The organism is Paenibacillus sp. OAE614, assembly GCF_040546645.1.
Classification (GTDB): domain Bacteria; phylum Bacillota; class Bacilli; order Paenibacillales; family Paenibacillaceae; genus Paenibacillus_AQ; species Paenibacillus_AQ favisporus.
This window is the reverse complement of the sequence record NZ_JBEPOD010000001.1, coordinates 711531-728052: the sequence shown is the minus strand read 5'-3', so window position 1 is coordinate 728052 and position 16522 is coordinate 711531. Positions and strand designations below refer to the sequence as shown.

Here is a 16522-nt window from a genome sequence, read left to right as displayed (position 1 = left end):
TCTTTGATATCAACGCTTCCCTGTCGGTAAGACGCATGACGTTTCTGCCCGAACCCCATCGAAGTTTCCATGCAACGAATGTATTCCGATTTAGAACATCCAACGGGTAAAGGAATGAGCCGTCCCCCGTAGATCAGAGGAGAACGGCATCATCGAATACCAGGCGCTTGCTTGCTGCAAGCCGCAAGATTCCGCTTCTTCGCTATTTTGCGTTTCCGCCTACTCCGCAAACAACACGGCGATCCGGTCATAAGCCGGCTTCGGACGGTGCTGCGCATCGAACAGCATCGGCCAGTTTTTGCGGCCGCGCACCGGAAAATCGTCCAGCCACGTATAGTCGTCGGCCGCCCCCCAGAACGTCACCCCGCTGATGACGTCGCGGTACTCCTTCAGCAGACCGAACACGCCCTCGTACAGCTCTGCCTGACGCTCGAGCATGCCCGGCTCCGGCGAAGTCAGATCGGCCCGCCTGTCATCGAAGCGGAAGAGCGACACATCCAGCTCTGTGAGCTGCAGCTGCAGGCCGAGCGAAGCATATTTCTCGATCGCCGCGCGGATATCGTCCAGGGACGGATCGAACAGGTTCCAGTGCGCCTGCAGGCCGATGCCGTGGATCGGCGCGCCTTGCTCCAGCAAGGACTTCACCAGCGCGTAGATTTTATCCCGCTTGGCGGGATGTGATTCGTTGTAGTCGTTGTAGAAGAGCAGGGCTTCCGGATCGGCGTCATGGGCGTATTCGAACGCCCTGGCGATAAACTCCGGCCCGGCGATGTCCAGCCACTTCGACGGACGCAGAAGCGCGTCGCCTTCGTCGGCGATAACCTCGTTGACCACATCCCAGGCATAAAGGCGGCCCTTGTACCGCCCCACCACCGTATCGATATGCGAGCGCAGCCGCTCAAGCAATAAGGCCTTGCCTGCCGGCCGTCCCTGGCTGTCCTCGAACAGCCAGTCCGGGGTCTGATTATGCCAGACAAGCGTGTGCCCGCGCATCGCCATTTGGTGCCTGCCGGCGAAATCGGCCAGCAGATCAGCCTCCTCAAACGTATACACGCCTTCCTCCGGATGAACGCTGACGAACTTCATTTCGTTTTCCGCGGTAATGCTGTTAAAATGGTGTGCCAGCAGCTGCTCTTGCGACCGGATCGTCCGCGGATTGACAGCTGCTCCGATCCGGAAATGCTGCGCGAAAAGACCCTTCAGCGCTTGCTCGGTATGCGTGCCCGTAGAATTCATGACAGACTCCCTCCTGCCTATGGGTGTTAATTTGGACTTTAGTGAAATCCGGCGGCTGCCACGATGACCGCTTGGGAGGCCACTAAAAGGCGGTATGCGGTTCCCTTAAGGTTCGAGGAATCGCCGTCCACTGCGCTTTTCCGTTCTTTGACTCGGTTACTCTTTCACGCTTCCGACATTCAGTCCGACCACAAAATACTTTTGCAGGAACGGATAGACCACCAGGATCGGCACCGAAGCCACAATCGTTATGGCTGCACGGATCGAGAGCGGAGTGACCATCGACACCGCCGATTCCTGGGTCATGCCGGCGCCGGCCGCCACGTTCGGGTTGCTGTTGGAGTTCATGCTCGACGACAACAGCTTCATCAGCTCATACTGCAGCGTGCTGAGCTCCTGTCTGGAGGACGTGTACAGAAATGCGTCAAACCAGGAGTTCCATGCGCCCACGGCCACGAACAGCGCGATGGTGGCCAACACCGGCGTACACAGCGGAAAAATGATCCGCAGGAAAATTTTAAAATCACCGGCGCCGTCGATCTTGGCGGATTCGACCAGGCTGTCCGGAATCGTTCCGATGTAAGTGCGGATGACGATCATGTTAAATGCGCTGATCATGGACGGGAAAATATACACCCAGAAGCTGTTCAGCAGGTGTAGGTCCTTGATCAGGAAGTATCCCGGAATCAGGCCGGCGCTGAAGTACATCGTGAGCACGAAAATGACGGTGATCGGCTTGCGGAAGACGTATTCCTTCCGGCTCAGCGTATACGACAGCATCGTTGTCAGGAAGATGTTCAGCACCGTGGACAGCACGGTCCGTGCCACAGAGATCCAGAATGCGTCATAAATCGTGCCCGATGCGAACACCGCCTTGTAGTTCTGCAGCGTCCATTGCCGTGGCCATAAATAAATGCCTCCGCGGATCGTATCGTTACCCGCATTCAGCGACACGGCGATCGTGTTCAAAAACGGATACAGCGTGACAACCACCAAAAAGATCATAAAAATCGCATTAAACGTATTGAACAGCACCGGCTCAACCTTGCTCGAGCGCATGCCTTTGCTTATCGTAACACCAGCCGCTCCCTGCGGGCTGATTTGATGATTTTCCATACTCATAACAGCCTCTCTTCCCCAAGCCGCTTTGCGGTCCAGTTGGCCACCAGTAACAGGGCGACGCTCACGACCGTTTTAAAGATCCCGCCGGCTGTGGCAAGTGAATAGTTTCCTTGAGCAATCCCGTATTTCAAGACAAAAATATCAATCGTTTCGGCCCAGTCCACGACCAGCCCGTTGCCGAGCAGGTACTGAACCTCAAAGCCAGCGTCCAAAATATGGCCGATGGACATGATGAGCAAAATGACAATCGTGGATTTGATCCCCGGCAGAGTTACATGAAGCATCTTCCGGTAGCGGCTGGCTCCGTCCATCTCCGCCGCTTCGTACAGCGCGGGATCGATCGACGCCATGGCGGCTAGATAGATGATCGTGTTCCATCCCACTTCTTTCCACACATGGGAAGCACCGACGATGCCCCAGAAATACTTTCCTTCGCTAAGCCATAAAATCGGTTCCTTGATCAAATGCAGCTTCATCAAAATATCGTTGATAATGCCGTCGGATGCGAGCGAGGTGGCTACGATCCCGGTCACGATAACCCAGGACAAAAAGTGCGGCAGGTAAGAAATCGTCTGTACGGTTCTTTTCCAAACGACCTTCCGGATCTCATTCAGCAGCAGCGCGAGCACAATCGCCGTCACAAAGCCAAGCACGAGGTTAATAAAGCTCATGGCAATCGTATTGCGCAGCACCCGCATAAAATCGTCGTCGGTAAACAGAAATTTAAACTGCTTGAATCCGACCCAATCCTGCTGGCTGAAGGAACGCGCCGGCTTGTAGTTCTGGAACGCCATCGTCCATCCCCAGACAGGAACGTAGGCAAATAAAATGATATACAGCGTCAAGGGCACGGACATCCAGATCAACTGCTGCTGGCTCTTCAGCACAGCCCAGGTCAGCGTCCGCTTCTTCTCTGGCTTCCGGACAGCTTTCTTTTTAGTTACAGTCACAGCCATACGTTTGCTCTCCTCACCATATTCAAATTCAAGAGCAGGTTTCTAAAAACGGAAGGCGCTCTGCGCGCCTCCCACTTTCCATAACTCTTATTTGCTCCAATTCTCGATTCTCCACTTGATTTGCTCGTTGATCTTGTCCTCATATGCCTTAACATCCACCTTGTGAATCTGTGAAGTATACTCGTTCCATACCGAATCAAATTCGGACGGGTTCGCCAAAATCGCTTTCGGCAAATACTTGGTGGACAGATCGTTCAGCTTCGTGTTTGCCACTTTGGCTTCCGATCCTTCGACCAGATCGATCGACCAGGCCGGATAGTAGATTGGATTCTCCGGCGGCTCGCTGAAGAAATCGACGTAGCTGTCAAAGCCGTAAGCTTCCAGGAATTTTTTGTCGTAATCGTTCAGGCCGGCCTTGTATTCTTCCGGTTGTGCAGCGGCATCGGTGGAGTTGCCGTCGCTGAAGCTTCCTTCGATTTTCGGAAGGTTTCCGAAAAGCGCGTCTGCTTTATTCGCCAGTTTCCATGTTCCATCCGACTGCTTATCGCGCTGTTCCTGCGTTCTCATGAATCGGCCCTGGTCATTAACGATATAATCCTCGCCTTCGATGCCCCAAGTGAATGTTTTCTGCCAGTCTTCGGTGATCAGCGTATCCAGCAGCTTAATGATCTTGACCGGATCCTTGGCGTTTACGCTGATGCCGAAGCCATTGTTCAGGTTAAGCGGCGCGCGGTCGCGGTAGTAATCCTTCGTGCTCTCGTCGTACACGAGCGGAAGTCCCACATACGTCCGGTTAAACTTCTTCTGGGTGATCAGCGAGTTTTCGGCGTTCTGGAAGTTCCAGTGCTGATCGAACATGCCGAGCACCGTACCGCTGGACAGTTTGGCCAGATACTGGTCAAAGTTCTGTACGAACGTTTCCTTATCGATCAGACCCTGCTCATTCATTTGGTTCAGCTTCTGGTAGTACTGCTTGGCGTAATCCTTATCGGCAAAAATTTCGGCTACGCCGTTATTCACGACCACGCCGCCGTCGTTCGGGTGACCGATCAGATGCTGAGGCGGGTTAAAGAGTCCCCAGTTTTTCCAGTCGTAGTTCAAAATCTCAAAACCGATCGTCGGACTGCCGTCGATGGTTGGATGCTTCGCCTTATACTTGGCGATCAGGTCGAAGTATTCGTCCAGCGTTTTCACTTTCGGATACCCGGCCTCAGCCAGCACGTCCTTCTGAACCCAGAACGCCGGCCCGGCGTACCAGGTGCTGTTCAGCTTGCCGTTAAATACGCCGTAGTTCGGCAAAATATAAATGTGCCCGTCGTTCGGGTCTTTCATCATGTTCCAATAGGCTTCATAATGCTTTTTCAAATTCGGCGCGTATTTCTCGATCAAATCCTCCAGCGGAATATAAGCGCCTGCCGCGGTCAGCTTCGTGTTCCCGGTCATCAGATCCGGGTAGTCGGAGCCGGCAATCATGACGCCCAGCTTCTGGTTGATGTCGCCTGCCAAAAACTCAAAATTAAACGTAGCACCCGTTTCCTCTTTGATCTTTTTGTAAATCTTGTTGTCCGGAGTGGGCTGCTGTCCGGCTTCACCGATAAAGACGCTGATATTGAACGGCTCCACCTTTCCGTCGCTGCTGCTGCCCGTCGCTGTCTGCCCTGTAGAGCTGCTGCCGTTGTCTGCGCTGTTGTCTTTGCTGCCGCCGCAGCCGGACAGGACTACGCTGAACGTCATCGCCATGAGTATGCCAAGACGAACCAGCGGTTTAAATCTTCCCCCCATGTAAAGCACCTCCGTCAAATTTTAGCCACACCAAGCTTTTTATTGTAAGCCTTTTCATGTAACTGCCTTTATTGTAAAAGCGCTGCCATAGCCGAAACTATATCGGAATTAAAGGAGTCACCTTCAAAACTTTAGAACATCCTTTTTTTGTATTCATTGGGGGACATCGCATGCCTCGCTTCGAACTGCTTGAGGAATTGGCCGTAATGGCCGTACCCGACGCGCTCCGCAATTTCGCTGTTCTTCAAACTGCTGTTTTCCAGCAGGCGTACAGCCTCTTCAATCCGCAGGTTATGCAGCATTTCGTTAAAGCCGATGCCGTTCTTCTTCAGCAGCAGCTGGCCGAGATAAACGGGATGCAGGTAGAAGACCTCAGCCAGCTTGCGGATCGTCAGCGGCTCCCGGTAGTGCTCGCGGACGTAGTCGATAATTTCCTGGGCAATGCCCTGGGACTGCCGCTGCTGTTCCCGCATAAAAAAGTCAATGCAGCCCTCGGCGCAGGACAGCAGATCGCCCATCACGTCGCCAAGCGTCATCACAGTGCCGGATATCCGGGGAATGTCGTACTTTTCGATCCAGGGCTCCGCTGCCGGTCCGGCTGCTTCGCGCATATGGCTCATGATTTGATACATGACATGGATGGCGATTTTTTTGACGAAGTCCGGATTCGGCATGGACTCCCGCAGGCTGGAATCCGCTAACTGTACCGCCTTTCGCAAAGACGGCTTGTCCAGAAGCGATACGGCCTGGAACATTTCTTCAAACAGATCAAACCGCTCGAAATGATCCTCAAACTGGAGATGCTCCACCTGCTCGTAAAGGATCAAGCCTGGGGCATGATCAAGGTAAAAGGCATATTGTATGGCCTTCTTCGCCGCCTTGCAGCAACGGCTGATCCGAAGCAGGCTGTTCTCCGCCTGCCCTAAAGCCATAAACACCCGTTGTCCGTCCGCGATTTCCGTCAGCAGCTCCTCCGCCATCGCGTAAGCTGCCTTATCGTTATCCTCTGCCGAGTTCCAACCGTACACGATCCCGAAGCTGCTCGGCTCCAGATCGACCAGATATATGTATTCGCCCGCCCCTGCCATTGCGGCAGCCTTCGCCCGCAGCCGGGAAAGAGCATCCGGCGCCGCCTGCACCAGGCACATGTTCCATGCCGGCATGGCATCCGACAGACGGGTGACCTCTTTCTCCCTGCCGTCCAAGGCGTCCGGGCTGCCGTTCAGCAGAACTTTAATCATCGAAACCGCTTCTTCGTAAGAAGCGATCTTCGTCAGGCTCTGTTCCTCCCGCTCCCGCACGAGCTCCCGCCGGATGTCCCGGATCTGCTCAGCCGCCTCCTCCGGAATGACCGGTTTGAGCAGGTACGCATTGACGCCGTATCTCAGCGCCTTCTGGGCGTATTTAAATTCGCCATATCCACTGACAATGGCGAATTTAACCGGCGCTGTCCCCTCCCGGCTCCACGCCTCGATCATTTCCAACCCGTCCATCAGCGGCATCCGGACGTCGGTGATGACCAGGTCCGGCGCCAGCTCCCGAATGAAATGCAGCCCTTCCTTTCCGTTGCTTGCGCGGCCGCACACCTCAAAGCCCAGCTCATCCCAGTCGATCCACAGCTCCAGCCCCTCCAGGGCAGCGGGTTCGTCATCGATCAACAACACTTTAAATGTCATGGTTCCCCTCCTGTATTACGGATCGATCAGCCTGCCATACCGCTTAGAAACTTGATCGGAATTTCAAAAAATACGGTCGTGCCCTGCTGCGGGCTGCTTACGATATCAAAGCGCACCTGATCGTGATAGTACAGCTCAAGTCTCCGGTACACGTTGCGGATGCCGATATTGGCGCCGGACTCGTCTTCGGTTTGTACCGCCTTTTTAATTTCCTTGAGCCGCTCCAGCTCCATGCCTTTGCCATTGTCCGCAATAACGATGCGCAGACGCTCGTCGGTAACGTACGCGCTTACCGTAACGATTCCCTGTCCGTCGATCGCCTGAAGCCCGTGTTTGCAGGCATTTTCCACGAGCGGCTGAATGCTCATTTTCGGGATTTTGTACTGCAGCGCGTCCGGATCGATATCGAAGCGGTATTCGAATTTGTCACGGAACCGGAACTTCTCGATTTTGAGATACATGTCGATAAACATAATTTCTTCCTCCAGCGTCACGATGTCTTCCTTCCAGCTGAGGAGCCGCCGCAGCAGCTTGGACAGGCTTTTGACGATGTCGGTTACGTCCGTGTAGTGGTTTTTCGTACAGACGACGAGGATCGCATTCAGCGTATTGAACAGAAAATGGGGATTCATCTGGCTCTGCAAAAAGTTCAGTTCGGCCCGCACCCGCTCCATCTCCAGGTTTTTCTGCTGGATTTCCAGCTTGTAGACGTTGTTGATCAGGAACTTGATCCGGCCGGTCATCTTGTTGAAATTGCGGATGAGTCCGCCGATTTCATCGCGCCCCTCGTCGATCTGGATCAGGTCGAACTTCTCATTCGTCACCTTCTGCATATGCCGTGCCAGCCGCTTCACGCGGTAATTGTAGGATCTCAGCATAATGAAAATAAAGCCCGTCGTGAACAGGGTAATCCCCGCTGCGACGATACCAACATACAATCTCATTTCGTTCATCGCCTTGGTGATGCGCACACCCTTGGTGATCCCGATCAGCCGCCATCCCTTGACGTATTTGGCGGTGCCGATATTGACCGAATGAACGTCCTGTTCCTTGTCCTCAGCAGACAGTTTGAACACCGGGTACGCGTCCGTCGTGCCGGTCTGGTATCCGCTCTGGACCGACATAATGATTTGGTTCCGCTCATTGACCAGGTAAAGATCCAGGTAATCTTTTTCCCGGATAATCACGTCATAAATTTTGTTCAGGTCGATGTCGATTCGCAGCAGCTTCTGATAGTGGTCGTAGTTATCAAAATAATCCATCCGCTCGATCACGCTCAAATAAGGAGCCGTAAACACGCTGCTGTTGGCTTGGTTGGCCCGGTACGCTGCGACGAACACCGGATTCTGCGAGTCCTTCCACAATTTATACCAGTCGCTCGCCCGGACCTCGTCATCGATGACGTGGTAGTTCCCTCCGTCGACGATCGTCGGATTATCCGTGAAAATGCTGATGCGCTCGATCTGGTTGTTCACCGGAATGTAGCTGGTCACCCGGTTGCGCAGCTGCTCGTCAAAGGCGTCATAAAAATCGATCTGGCTCGCATATTTCCGGTCGAGCATTTCATACAGCGTCTTATCGCTGCTTAAGGCATGGCTGACCGCTACTCCGCCGTCGATGAAATCATGAATATCCTTCCTCGCCCGCTCAATCGAGATATCAAGGTTCTGCTCCTCCCGCGCTTTGATCAGGTCCGACAGGCGGTCCGTCACCACCAGGTTGATGACGATCACCGGGAGCAACACCCCGACGATAAAGATGAGCAGAAATTTATAATTCAGCGGAATATCGTTGACGATCTTCCGGAGCTTGAATTTGCGCGTGGACATCATTTCATCGCTCCCCCATCGGTCCATCCGGCGAATTTCCGGCATCCTGCTTGTAGGCCGAAGGCAGCATGCCGGTTTTCAGCTTGAATTTGTTAATAAAATAGTCCGTGTTCGGGTAGCCCACCTGGAGCGCCACGTCGGAGATTTTGAGCGGGGAGCGCTTGAGCAGCCTTTTCGCCTCTTCGATTCGCTTGTCACCCAGGTATTCGTTAAACGGCTTCCCCGTCGTTTTCTTGAACAGCTGGCCCAAATAAGTCGCGTTCATATGAAAATGCCGGGCCAAATCCTGCAGTTGCAGCCTTCCGCGGAATTCGCGGTCGACGTATTGCACGACCTGGTAAATGGTGTTGCTCTCGCTGCTCTGCTTCAGCTCGGACAGAAGGGCGCCCGCCTGAAGGCAAAAACGCTCCACATAGGCCTGAAGTGCCCGGTAATCCCTGATTTCGCCAAGCGTGCCAAGCTGCCTTTCCTGTGCCTTCATCAAAATGGCCGGCTCGCCGTTCAGGTCCTTGATCAGGCCGCAGACGGACCATTCCATATCCGCCACATGAGTCTTCACCCATTCCAGCTCCACAGGACCCGCGGCAATCCATGCGAAGGATTCCTTGACACAAGCGGTGATTCCTTCCGAATCCCCTTCCTTCACCGTTTCCAGAAGCGTTTTGAATGTTTGCAGGAGCAGCTCCCGGTTTACCGGACGGATGCACTCCTGATAGAAAAACACCCCGCTTTTCCCCAAACAGCCCTTCCGCTCCACCACCTCCACCGTTTGGGCATACAACTCCCGGATCGAGCGCAGACTGCGTTTCGGCTCGCTGACGGCGATAATGACCGGCCCGTCCAGCCGTTCAGTCAGCTCCCGGTGAATCTGGATCGCGGCATCCTGCAGACGTCCCGAAACTGCGGCGCCGGACTGCACGACAAATCCCATTCTTCCGCATCCGTCCTGAAAAAGACAGCCGGTTTCTCCCTCAAATCCTCGAGTCAGCAGCGGACTTACCTCAGCGGGATCGAATACGTTTTCTATCCATACCAGCAAGCATTGCAACTCTGAATTGCCCTCCAGCTTCAGGGAGCGCTTGATCTGCTCCTCCATGGCTTCGCCGTGCTCTCCCTGTATCAGCCTGTTCATCATATGGCTGACGGCCAACAGCTCCTTTTTCGCCTGAGAATGCTCTGCTTCAATTTCATCGCCGATCTTCCGGCTGAGCTTGACAAGCAGTTCGCCGATCTCCTCGTCATCCACCGGTTTAAGCAGGTATTCAGCCACCCGCTGCCGCATCGCCGCCTGGGCGTACGAAAAGTCGTCATAGCCGCTCAGTACGACGAATTTGGGTGGTTTGGCCAGCAGCTGATTCGACTGCTCGATCAATTCGATGCCGCTCAGCACCGGCATGTTGATGTCGGTGACCACCAGCTCCGGACGATGCTCCTGAATGAACCGCAGCGCATCCGGTCCGCTCTGTGCCTCCCCGCAAACCTGAAAACCGTATTTGTTCCAGTCGATCATCGTCCGGAGGCCCTCAAGAACCCACGGCTCATCGTCCACCAAAAGTACGTTCAACATGATCCTCGCTCCTTACTCATTGACCCACCCGTTGTAAGCGCATTCACAAAGGTGTGTATGGCAGGTTTCCCTCTATTACCTTCTAAGTTAGCCTGATTTTAGCAAAAGAGTCGTAAAAAAGAAACCGTTCTCTTTCTGCATCTTTACGCCAAACCCGCCTGAAAAAGGATAATGACAGAAACCGCTGACTTAGGTTACATTTCAACTATGTCATTCCTCTTCCATACCACTCTCCGTTCAGAAAGGTTGACCCTGATGCGAACGAAACTGAACCGGTTCAACACGCTCCGGAACCAGATGCTCTTCGGCTTTCTGTTTGTGATGCTCATTATTTTGTCGGTCGTGGGGATCGTGAACTTCGATACAGTCTCCAGGCTGCTGAAAAACAACGCGGAGAAGCATATTCAACAAACGGCCATTCAGGCGAGCGGAAGGCTTGAGGCCGTTCTGAACCAAATCGATTCCCTGACCACTCAGGTCGCCACCAATACCTACGTTCAGCAGGTGCTGCTGAACGAGTCGGCAGGCAGGCACGCGACGTTCTCGGAACGTCAGTCCTTGCTGAACAGCATCAAAATCGTTCAGACCTATGCCGACGGCGTCAACTCGGTCGAGCTGTACAGCGGCAGCAAACGCAGGCTGTTCCCGCTGGATGAAGGCCATCTGAACAGCAGGATCAGCCAGAAGTGGATCGATAACGCGCGCGAGGAAAAGGGGCGCATCGTCTGGATCGGGATCGATCCGTTGGATCCGAATTCCGTGCTGGCGATCCGCAGCGTCAGTCTGATGGACCAATGGTTCAGGCCGGGCGGGTATCTCCTCATCCGGATGAACCGTGAGATTTTTCAAATCGATGAGGCGCTGAACGTGGATGGCGGCCGCGAAACGATGCTGCTTGCCGACCGGAACTACAGCCTCATCGCCGTGAACGACGACCAGGTCACGCCTTGGCGCATCAAGTCCCTGGTGGATACGAACGACGCGGTCGTCGCCATCGACGGACAAAAGTACATGCTCGTCAAGCAGCAGTCCGCCTTGACCGGATGGACACTGCTGATCCTGACGCCAATCAGCGCGATCACAAGCGGCATTTCGGTACTGCGCACCGCGATCCTGGTCTCCGCGGGCATCGGCAGCATCCTGTTCATCCTGCTGTCCTTCCTGCTGTCGACCCTGATCACGCGGCCGGTCTTCCGCCTGATCAAGACGATGCGCAGCGCCCGGCTCAGCGGCCTCAAGCCGACGGTGCAAATTTCGTCCACCATTGAAATCAACGAGCTGAATCACTCCTACAACCAAATGGTTGAGCATATGAACGAGCTGATCGGGCTCGTTTACGAGAAGGAAATTTTGCAGAGCCGCACGGAATTGAAAGCGCTGCAGGCCCAAATCCATCCACATTTTCTGTTTAACACGCTTGAAGCGCTGTACTGGTCTCTCATGGAAAAAGACGAAGACGAGCTGGCCGAATATGTCGTGGCGATGGCCGATCTGTTCCGCTATACGATCACCGGGCCGGGCAAGGAGGAGTGGGTCCGGCTCGAAGATGAACTCGAGCATATCGAGCGCTACCTGCTTATCATGAAAATGCGGCTCGGCGACCGGCTGTCCTGGTCGATCTCGTCGCCGCCGGCCTTGGCATCGGTGCCGATGCCAAAGCTCCTGATCCAGCCCTTGGTGGAGAACGCCATCCTGCACGGCATCGAGGGCCGGATCGGCCCCGGCAAGGTGTCGGTCGGCGTCTCCCTGTCCGCGGATCAGATGCATCTGGTCGTCACGGTGACCGACGACGGAAAAGGCATCGACGAGGACAGCCTCCGCCGGATCGTCACGGCGCTCCAGACCGGAATGACGCCGCCCTTCAAAGGCTCCGGCATGGGGATTTTTAACGTCCAGCAGCGGATCAAGCTCTACTACGGCGGGGACCGGCCGGATGAATCCGGGCTGGCGATCGACAGCCAGATCCACCGGGGAACCCGGGTAAGCTTAACCATTCCGATCCAGACAGGGATCCAGACAGGAGAGATGTAACGATGGTTAAATCGAAAACGATTTTAGTCGTAGATGACGAACCCCGAACGAGACAAGGATTGACCCGCATGCTGGAAACCTGGGGGAACGGCGCATGCAGCGTCATTTCGGCGGACAACGGCCGCGACGCCCTGGACCTGCTGGAGCGCGAGGCGGTCGATCTGCTTATTACCGATATCCGCATGCCGGAGATCAGCGGACTGAATCTGGTGCAGCAGCTGGAATCCGGATCACCGGCCTCCCAGCCGGCCATTATTCTGATTTCCGGCTACGCCGAATTCGAGTATGCGCAGCAGGCGATCCAGCTGGGCGTCGTCAATTATTTGCTCAAGCCGATCCGCAAGGACAAGCTGTTCGATGCTGTAGAGAAGGCGCTCCAGGTTCAGGAGGAACGCTCGCGGATGAGCAAAATCCAGCGCATGGTCGACAGCAAGCTCCTTGACGCCACCGGGGACATGAATACGCTGGCAGAGCCGGTCCAAGAAGCGCTTCAATACGTGTCGCAGCATTTGGATCAAGGCTTCGGTCTGCGGGAAGTGGCCGATCACGTCCATTTAAACCCCAGCTATTTCAGCGTCCTTTTTAAGGAGCAGATGGAAATGACCTTTATCGAATACGTCACCCGGCTCCGAATCCAGAAGGCCAAGGAGCTTCTCCTGCAGACAAAGCTGCCGGTCTCGGAAATCGCCGAACGCGTCGGCTATCAGACAACCAAGTATTTTAACAAGGTCTTCAAGGACTACGAAGGCGCAAGCCCTGGCGCCTACCGCAAAGGCGGTCAGGCAGCACCCAAATAAAGTGGAACTATACCCAAACGCTGTGCCCTTATGTCCTCCTAATACGGGATGCTACACTTGGCTTCAGAGGGAAAGCGCATACATCTCTCGCGATGATACGAAGGGGGAAACGGGCATTTATGAAAAAGAAATGGTTATCCGCATCCATGCTGCTGCTGGCATTGACACTCGTGCTGTCGGCCTGCGGCGGAAGTAAAAACAGTTCGGACGACGGCAAGACGGCCGCCGGCGGCGGGAGTTCATCCGGTGGTTCCGGTGATAAAGTCACGATCAAAATGATGCACTTGTGGCCGGACGGCAGCAATTCCGCCCAGAACAAGCTGGCGAAGCAAATCATCAGCGAATACGAGCAGGCCAACCCGAACGTCAAAATCGAAACGGAAGTGCTTGAGAACGAGCAGTATAAAAATAAACTGAAGGTCCTCTCCGCCTCCAACAGCCTGCCGGACGTCGGCTTTACATGGGCTGCCGGATTTTTGGAGCCGTACGTTAAAGGCAACATGTTCGCTCCGCTGGACGACCTGCTTCAAGGCGACCTGAAAGACAAATTTGTAGCGGGGAACGACCGAAGCCTACGCCGTGGACGGTAAAACATACGCGCTGCCTGTCGAGCTGAACATCGTGCCTGTTTATTACAACAAAGAGATTTTTGCCAAATACAATCTGCAGCCGCCGAAAACCTATGAAGAATTCAAAAATATCATCAAAACGCTGAACGACAACAAAGTCACCCCGATCGCTCTTGGATCGAAAGACGCCTGGACCGGCTCCTTCTGGTACATGTACCTGGCTGACCGGCTCGGTGGTCCGGACGTGCAGGATCAGGCGGTAGCCAGCAGCACATTCAGCGATCCGAGCCTGATCCAGGCCGCAAAGGAAGCCCAGGATTTGGTGAAGAGCAATGCCTTTGTAAAAGGCTTTAACGGGCTGTCCAACGACGAGGCCAAATCCGAATTCATGAACGAGAAAGCGGCCATGTACGCTATGGGAACGTGGGAAGTGCCTAACTATACGACCAATCCGGATATCCCGCAGGAATTCAAGGACAAGATCGGCTTCTTCAAATTCCCGACGATCGAAGGCGGCAAGGGGAACATTAACGACTGGGTCGGCGGCGTCGGCGTCGGTATGTTCGTCTCCGAAAACTCCAAGGTCAAAGAGGATGCCAAGAAGTTCGTCAACTACTTCGTCAAAAGATGGGGTGAGTTGTCCGTGGTTGACGCTGGCATTATCCCGGGAACAAAGGTCGACACCTCCAGTGTCAAGCTGCCGCAAATGTTCATTGACGTCTTGAACGAACTGAATAACGCCAGCAAAGTCATTCTCTATCTGGACGTACAAATGAAACCGGGTGCCGCAGAAGAACATTACAACCTGATCCAGGCACTGCTCGGCAATGCCATCACACCGGAGGAATTCGCCAAAAAGCAGGAAGAGGCGTTAAAGACCGGCAAGTAACCGTCATGGTAGGGGATGAAAGGACGACCCGGCGAGCTCCGACGGGGCGTCCTTTTCTCTAAGATATAAGAAAGTATAAGTTTCGAAGACTCGGGCTTCCTTATATCGTAAGAAAAACTTCCTCTAATGGCGGTCTGTCTTCTGTGAATTTACGTCGATAGACGTTTTTCTTCTCCGACTAGCATCGTAAGGAGGCTTCCTAGTTATGGACAAAGTGATGTCGAACAAAAAGATCATCGCCCTATACGTGCTGCCGTCCCTGCTTCTGATTATGGCCATCATTTATATTCCCATCGTTCTTACCGGATACTACGGCCTGATGAAATGGGATGGCGTCAGCAGCATGAGTTTTATCGGGATGGAGAACTACTCCAGCCTGATGAAGGACAGCGCATTCTGGAACAGCGTGTACCATTCATTATTATTCGCGGTACTATCGACGGTGAGCCTGGCCGTTTATATGATCGTTGCACTGATCCTGGCCGGGAACATCAAGGGGGCGGGACTCCTCCGGAAAATCTACTTGATTCCGATGCTGCTCTCTTCGGTAGCCATTGCCCAGCTGTGGCTGAAAATCTACCATCCGACAAACGGCATCCTCAATACGTTTCTCGTGTCGCTGGGCGTGGAGGATCCCCCAGCGTGGCTGTCAGATCCGATGCTCGTGCTGTACGCACTGTTCATTCCGATTCTATGGCAGTACGCCGGTTTCTACATCCTGATCTACTACGCCGCCCTGAAAAACATTCCGGCATCGCTCATTGAAGCAGCCCGGATCGACGGAGCCAATCCGTGGCAAATTGCCCTCCGAATCAAGCTGCCGCTCGTTTCCGAGGTCGTCAAAGTCACGATTGTGCTGGCCGTCGTCGGGTCGTTGAAATATTTCGATTTGATCTACGTCATGACAGACGGCGGGCCGAACGGGGCCAGCGAAGTGATGGCGTCCTATATGTATCAAAAGGCGTTCCGCGGATTCGATTTCGGCTACGGCAGTGCGATCGGCTTCTTCCTGCTGATCATCTGCATGGTCGCCACCTGGGCGATCCGCAAGGCAACCGCCTCCAAAGACACGATTCAATATTCCTGATAAGAGGAGGTGCTTATAATGAGAACCGCAAGTCCGGCCGTATCCGTTCCCGTGATGCGGTCTTCCCGGCCTGTTGGCGCCAGAATCGGCTCCGGCCTGCTCTATGTCGTGCTGATTGCGGGAGCGGTCCTGCAAATTTTGCCGCTGGTATGGCTGCTTTTGTTTTCCTTGAAGAATAACCAGGAGGTATTCAATCTTCCTCCTTTCGCCCTCCCCAGCCATCCCAAATGGGAGAACTATGAAAACGTATGGCAGCAGGGAAATATCGGCCGTTATTTTATAAACAGCGTCCTGATCACCGTCATTGCCGTCGTGCTGACGATTCTGCTCGCCAGCTTCGTAACCTTTGCGATCACCCGGATGCGCTGGAAGCTCAGCTCGCTCGTCCTCGGCCTGTTCATGGTGGGCATGATGATCCCGGTGCATTCGACCCTGATTCCCTTGTTCATCCTGTTTCAAAAAGTGGGGCTGACGGACAACCAGCTCAGCATCATCCTGTCCTACACCGCCTTTAACCTGCCGATCACGATCATGATCCTGCTCGGCTTCTATTACGCGCTGCCGCGGGAAGTGGAAGAGGCCGCCATTATGGACGGCTGCTCCGTGAACCGCATGTTCTTTCGCATCGTGATGCCGATGACGTTCTCCGTTATTGCCACGGCTGCGATCATCAACATGATTTATAACTGGAACGAGTTTATTTTCGTCAACACCTTCATCAGCTCGGACAACCTGAAGACCTTGACGGTCGGCGTCCAGAACTTCGTCGGACAGTACACGACCGACTGGGGCGCCATCGGGGCGACGCTGATGATCAGCATCCTGCCTATTCTCGTCATCTTCCTGGTGCTCAGCAACCGGATCGTGGAGGGCATTGCCGCCGGGTCGGTCAAAGGCTGATACATTTCGCGCACAAAAAAAAGGGCTGTCCCCAAAGGTCACAAACTGACCTAAGGGCAGTCCTTTTTTACTGATTTCCCG

11 protein-coding genes and 1 pseudogene are annotated in these 16522 nt (G+C 54.2%); 5 read left to right on the top strand and 7 right to left on the bottom strand.

Annotation, left to right across the window (positions count from 1 at the left end; all coding sequences use genetic code 11):
- Positions 1 to 219: 219 nt before the first annotated feature.
- The 7 genes from ABIE48_RS03760 to ABIE48_RS03730 all read right to left on the bottom strand — a co-directional run bounded on the left by ABIE48_RS03760 (position 220) and on the right by ABIE48_RS03730 (position 10168).
- Entirely contained in the window at positions 220 to 1236 is a 1017-nt protein-coding gene (locus ABIE48_RS03760; RefSeq protein WP_192716515.1) for an endo-1,4-beta-xylanase, read from the bottom strand.
- A 156-nt stretch (positions 1237 to 1392) separates the two neighbouring features.
- Positions 1393 to 2352 (bottom strand): carbohydrate ABC transporter permease, encoded by a 960-nt coding sequence (locus tag ABIE48_RS03755; RefSeq protein ID WP_186326057.1) that lies wholly within the window; start codon positions 2350 to 2352, stop codon positions 1393 to 1395.
- 2 nt (positions 2353 to 2354) lie between these two features.
- Positions 2355 to 3314, bottom strand: a complete 960-nt coding sequence (locus ABIE48_RS03750; RefSeq protein ID WP_145025362.1) for an ABC transporter permease — start codon at positions 3312 to 3314, stop codon at positions 2355 to 2357.
- An 87-nt stretch (positions 3315 to 3401) separates the two neighbouring features.
- Positions 3402 to 5096, bottom strand: a complete 1695-nt coding sequence (locus tag ABIE48_RS03745; protein ID WP_192716514.1) for an ABC transporter substrate-binding protein — start codon at positions 5094 to 5096, stop codon at positions 3402 to 3404.
- 131 nt (positions 5097 to 5227) lie between these two features.
- Positions 5228 to 6772: a response regulator transcription factor gene (locus tag ABIE48_RS03740; RefSeq protein WP_192716513.1), complete on the bottom strand. Its 1545-nt coding sequence runs from the start codon at positions 6770 to 6772 to the stop codon at positions 5228 to 5230.
- 26 nt (positions 6773 to 6798) lie between these two features.
- Positions 6799 to 8601: a sensor histidine kinase gene (locus ABIE48_RS03735; RefSeq protein ID WP_192716641.1), complete on the bottom strand. Its 1803-nt coding sequence runs from the start codon at positions 8599 to 8601 to the stop codon at positions 6799 to 6801.
- A gap of 4 nt (positions 8602 to 8605) precedes the next feature.
- Entirely contained in the window at positions 8606 to 10168 is a 1563-nt protein-coding gene (locus ABIE48_RS03730) for a response regulator (RefSeq protein ID WP_192716512.1), read from the bottom strand.
- A 255-nt stretch (positions 10169 to 10423) separates the two neighbouring features.
- On the opposite strand from ABIE48_RS03730, the gene ABIE48_RS03725 reads away from it, so the two are divergent.
- The 5 genes and pseudogenes from ABIE48_RS03725 to ABIE48_RS03705 all read left to right on the top strand — a co-directional run bounded on the left by ABIE48_RS03725 (position 10424) and on the right by ABIE48_RS03705 (position 16441).
- Positions 10424 to 12199: a sensor histidine kinase gene (locus ABIE48_RS03725; protein ID WP_192716511.1), complete on the top strand. Its 1776-nt coding sequence runs from the start codon at positions 10424 to 10426 to the stop codon at positions 12197 to 12199.
- Positions 12200 to 12201: 2 nt separating this feature from the next.
- Positions 12202 to 12996 carry a response regulator transcription factor gene (locus tag ABIE48_RS03720; protein ID WP_192716510.1) on the top strand — a complete coding sequence of 265 codons (795 nt, stop codon included), beginning with the start codon at positions 12202 to 12204 and terminating at the stop codon, positions 12994 to 12996.
- A gap of 119 nt (positions 12997 to 13115) precedes the next feature.
- Positions 13116 to 14454 (top strand): annotated as a pseudogene (locus ABIE48_RS03715) (extracellular solute-binding protein).
- 205 nt (positions 14455 to 14659) lie between these two features.
- Entirely contained in the window at positions 14660 to 15541 is an 882-nt protein-coding gene (locus tag ABIE48_RS03710) for a carbohydrate ABC transporter permease (RefSeq protein WP_192716509.1), read from the top strand.
- Between the two features lie 54 nt (positions 15542 to 15595).
- On the top strand, positions 15596 to 16441 hold the full coding sequence (locus ABIE48_RS03705; RefSeq protein WP_397344938.1) for a carbohydrate ABC transporter permease: 846 nt from the start codon (positions 15596 to 15598) through the stop codon (positions 16439 to 16441).
- Positions 16442 to 16522: the final 81 nt, after the last annotated feature.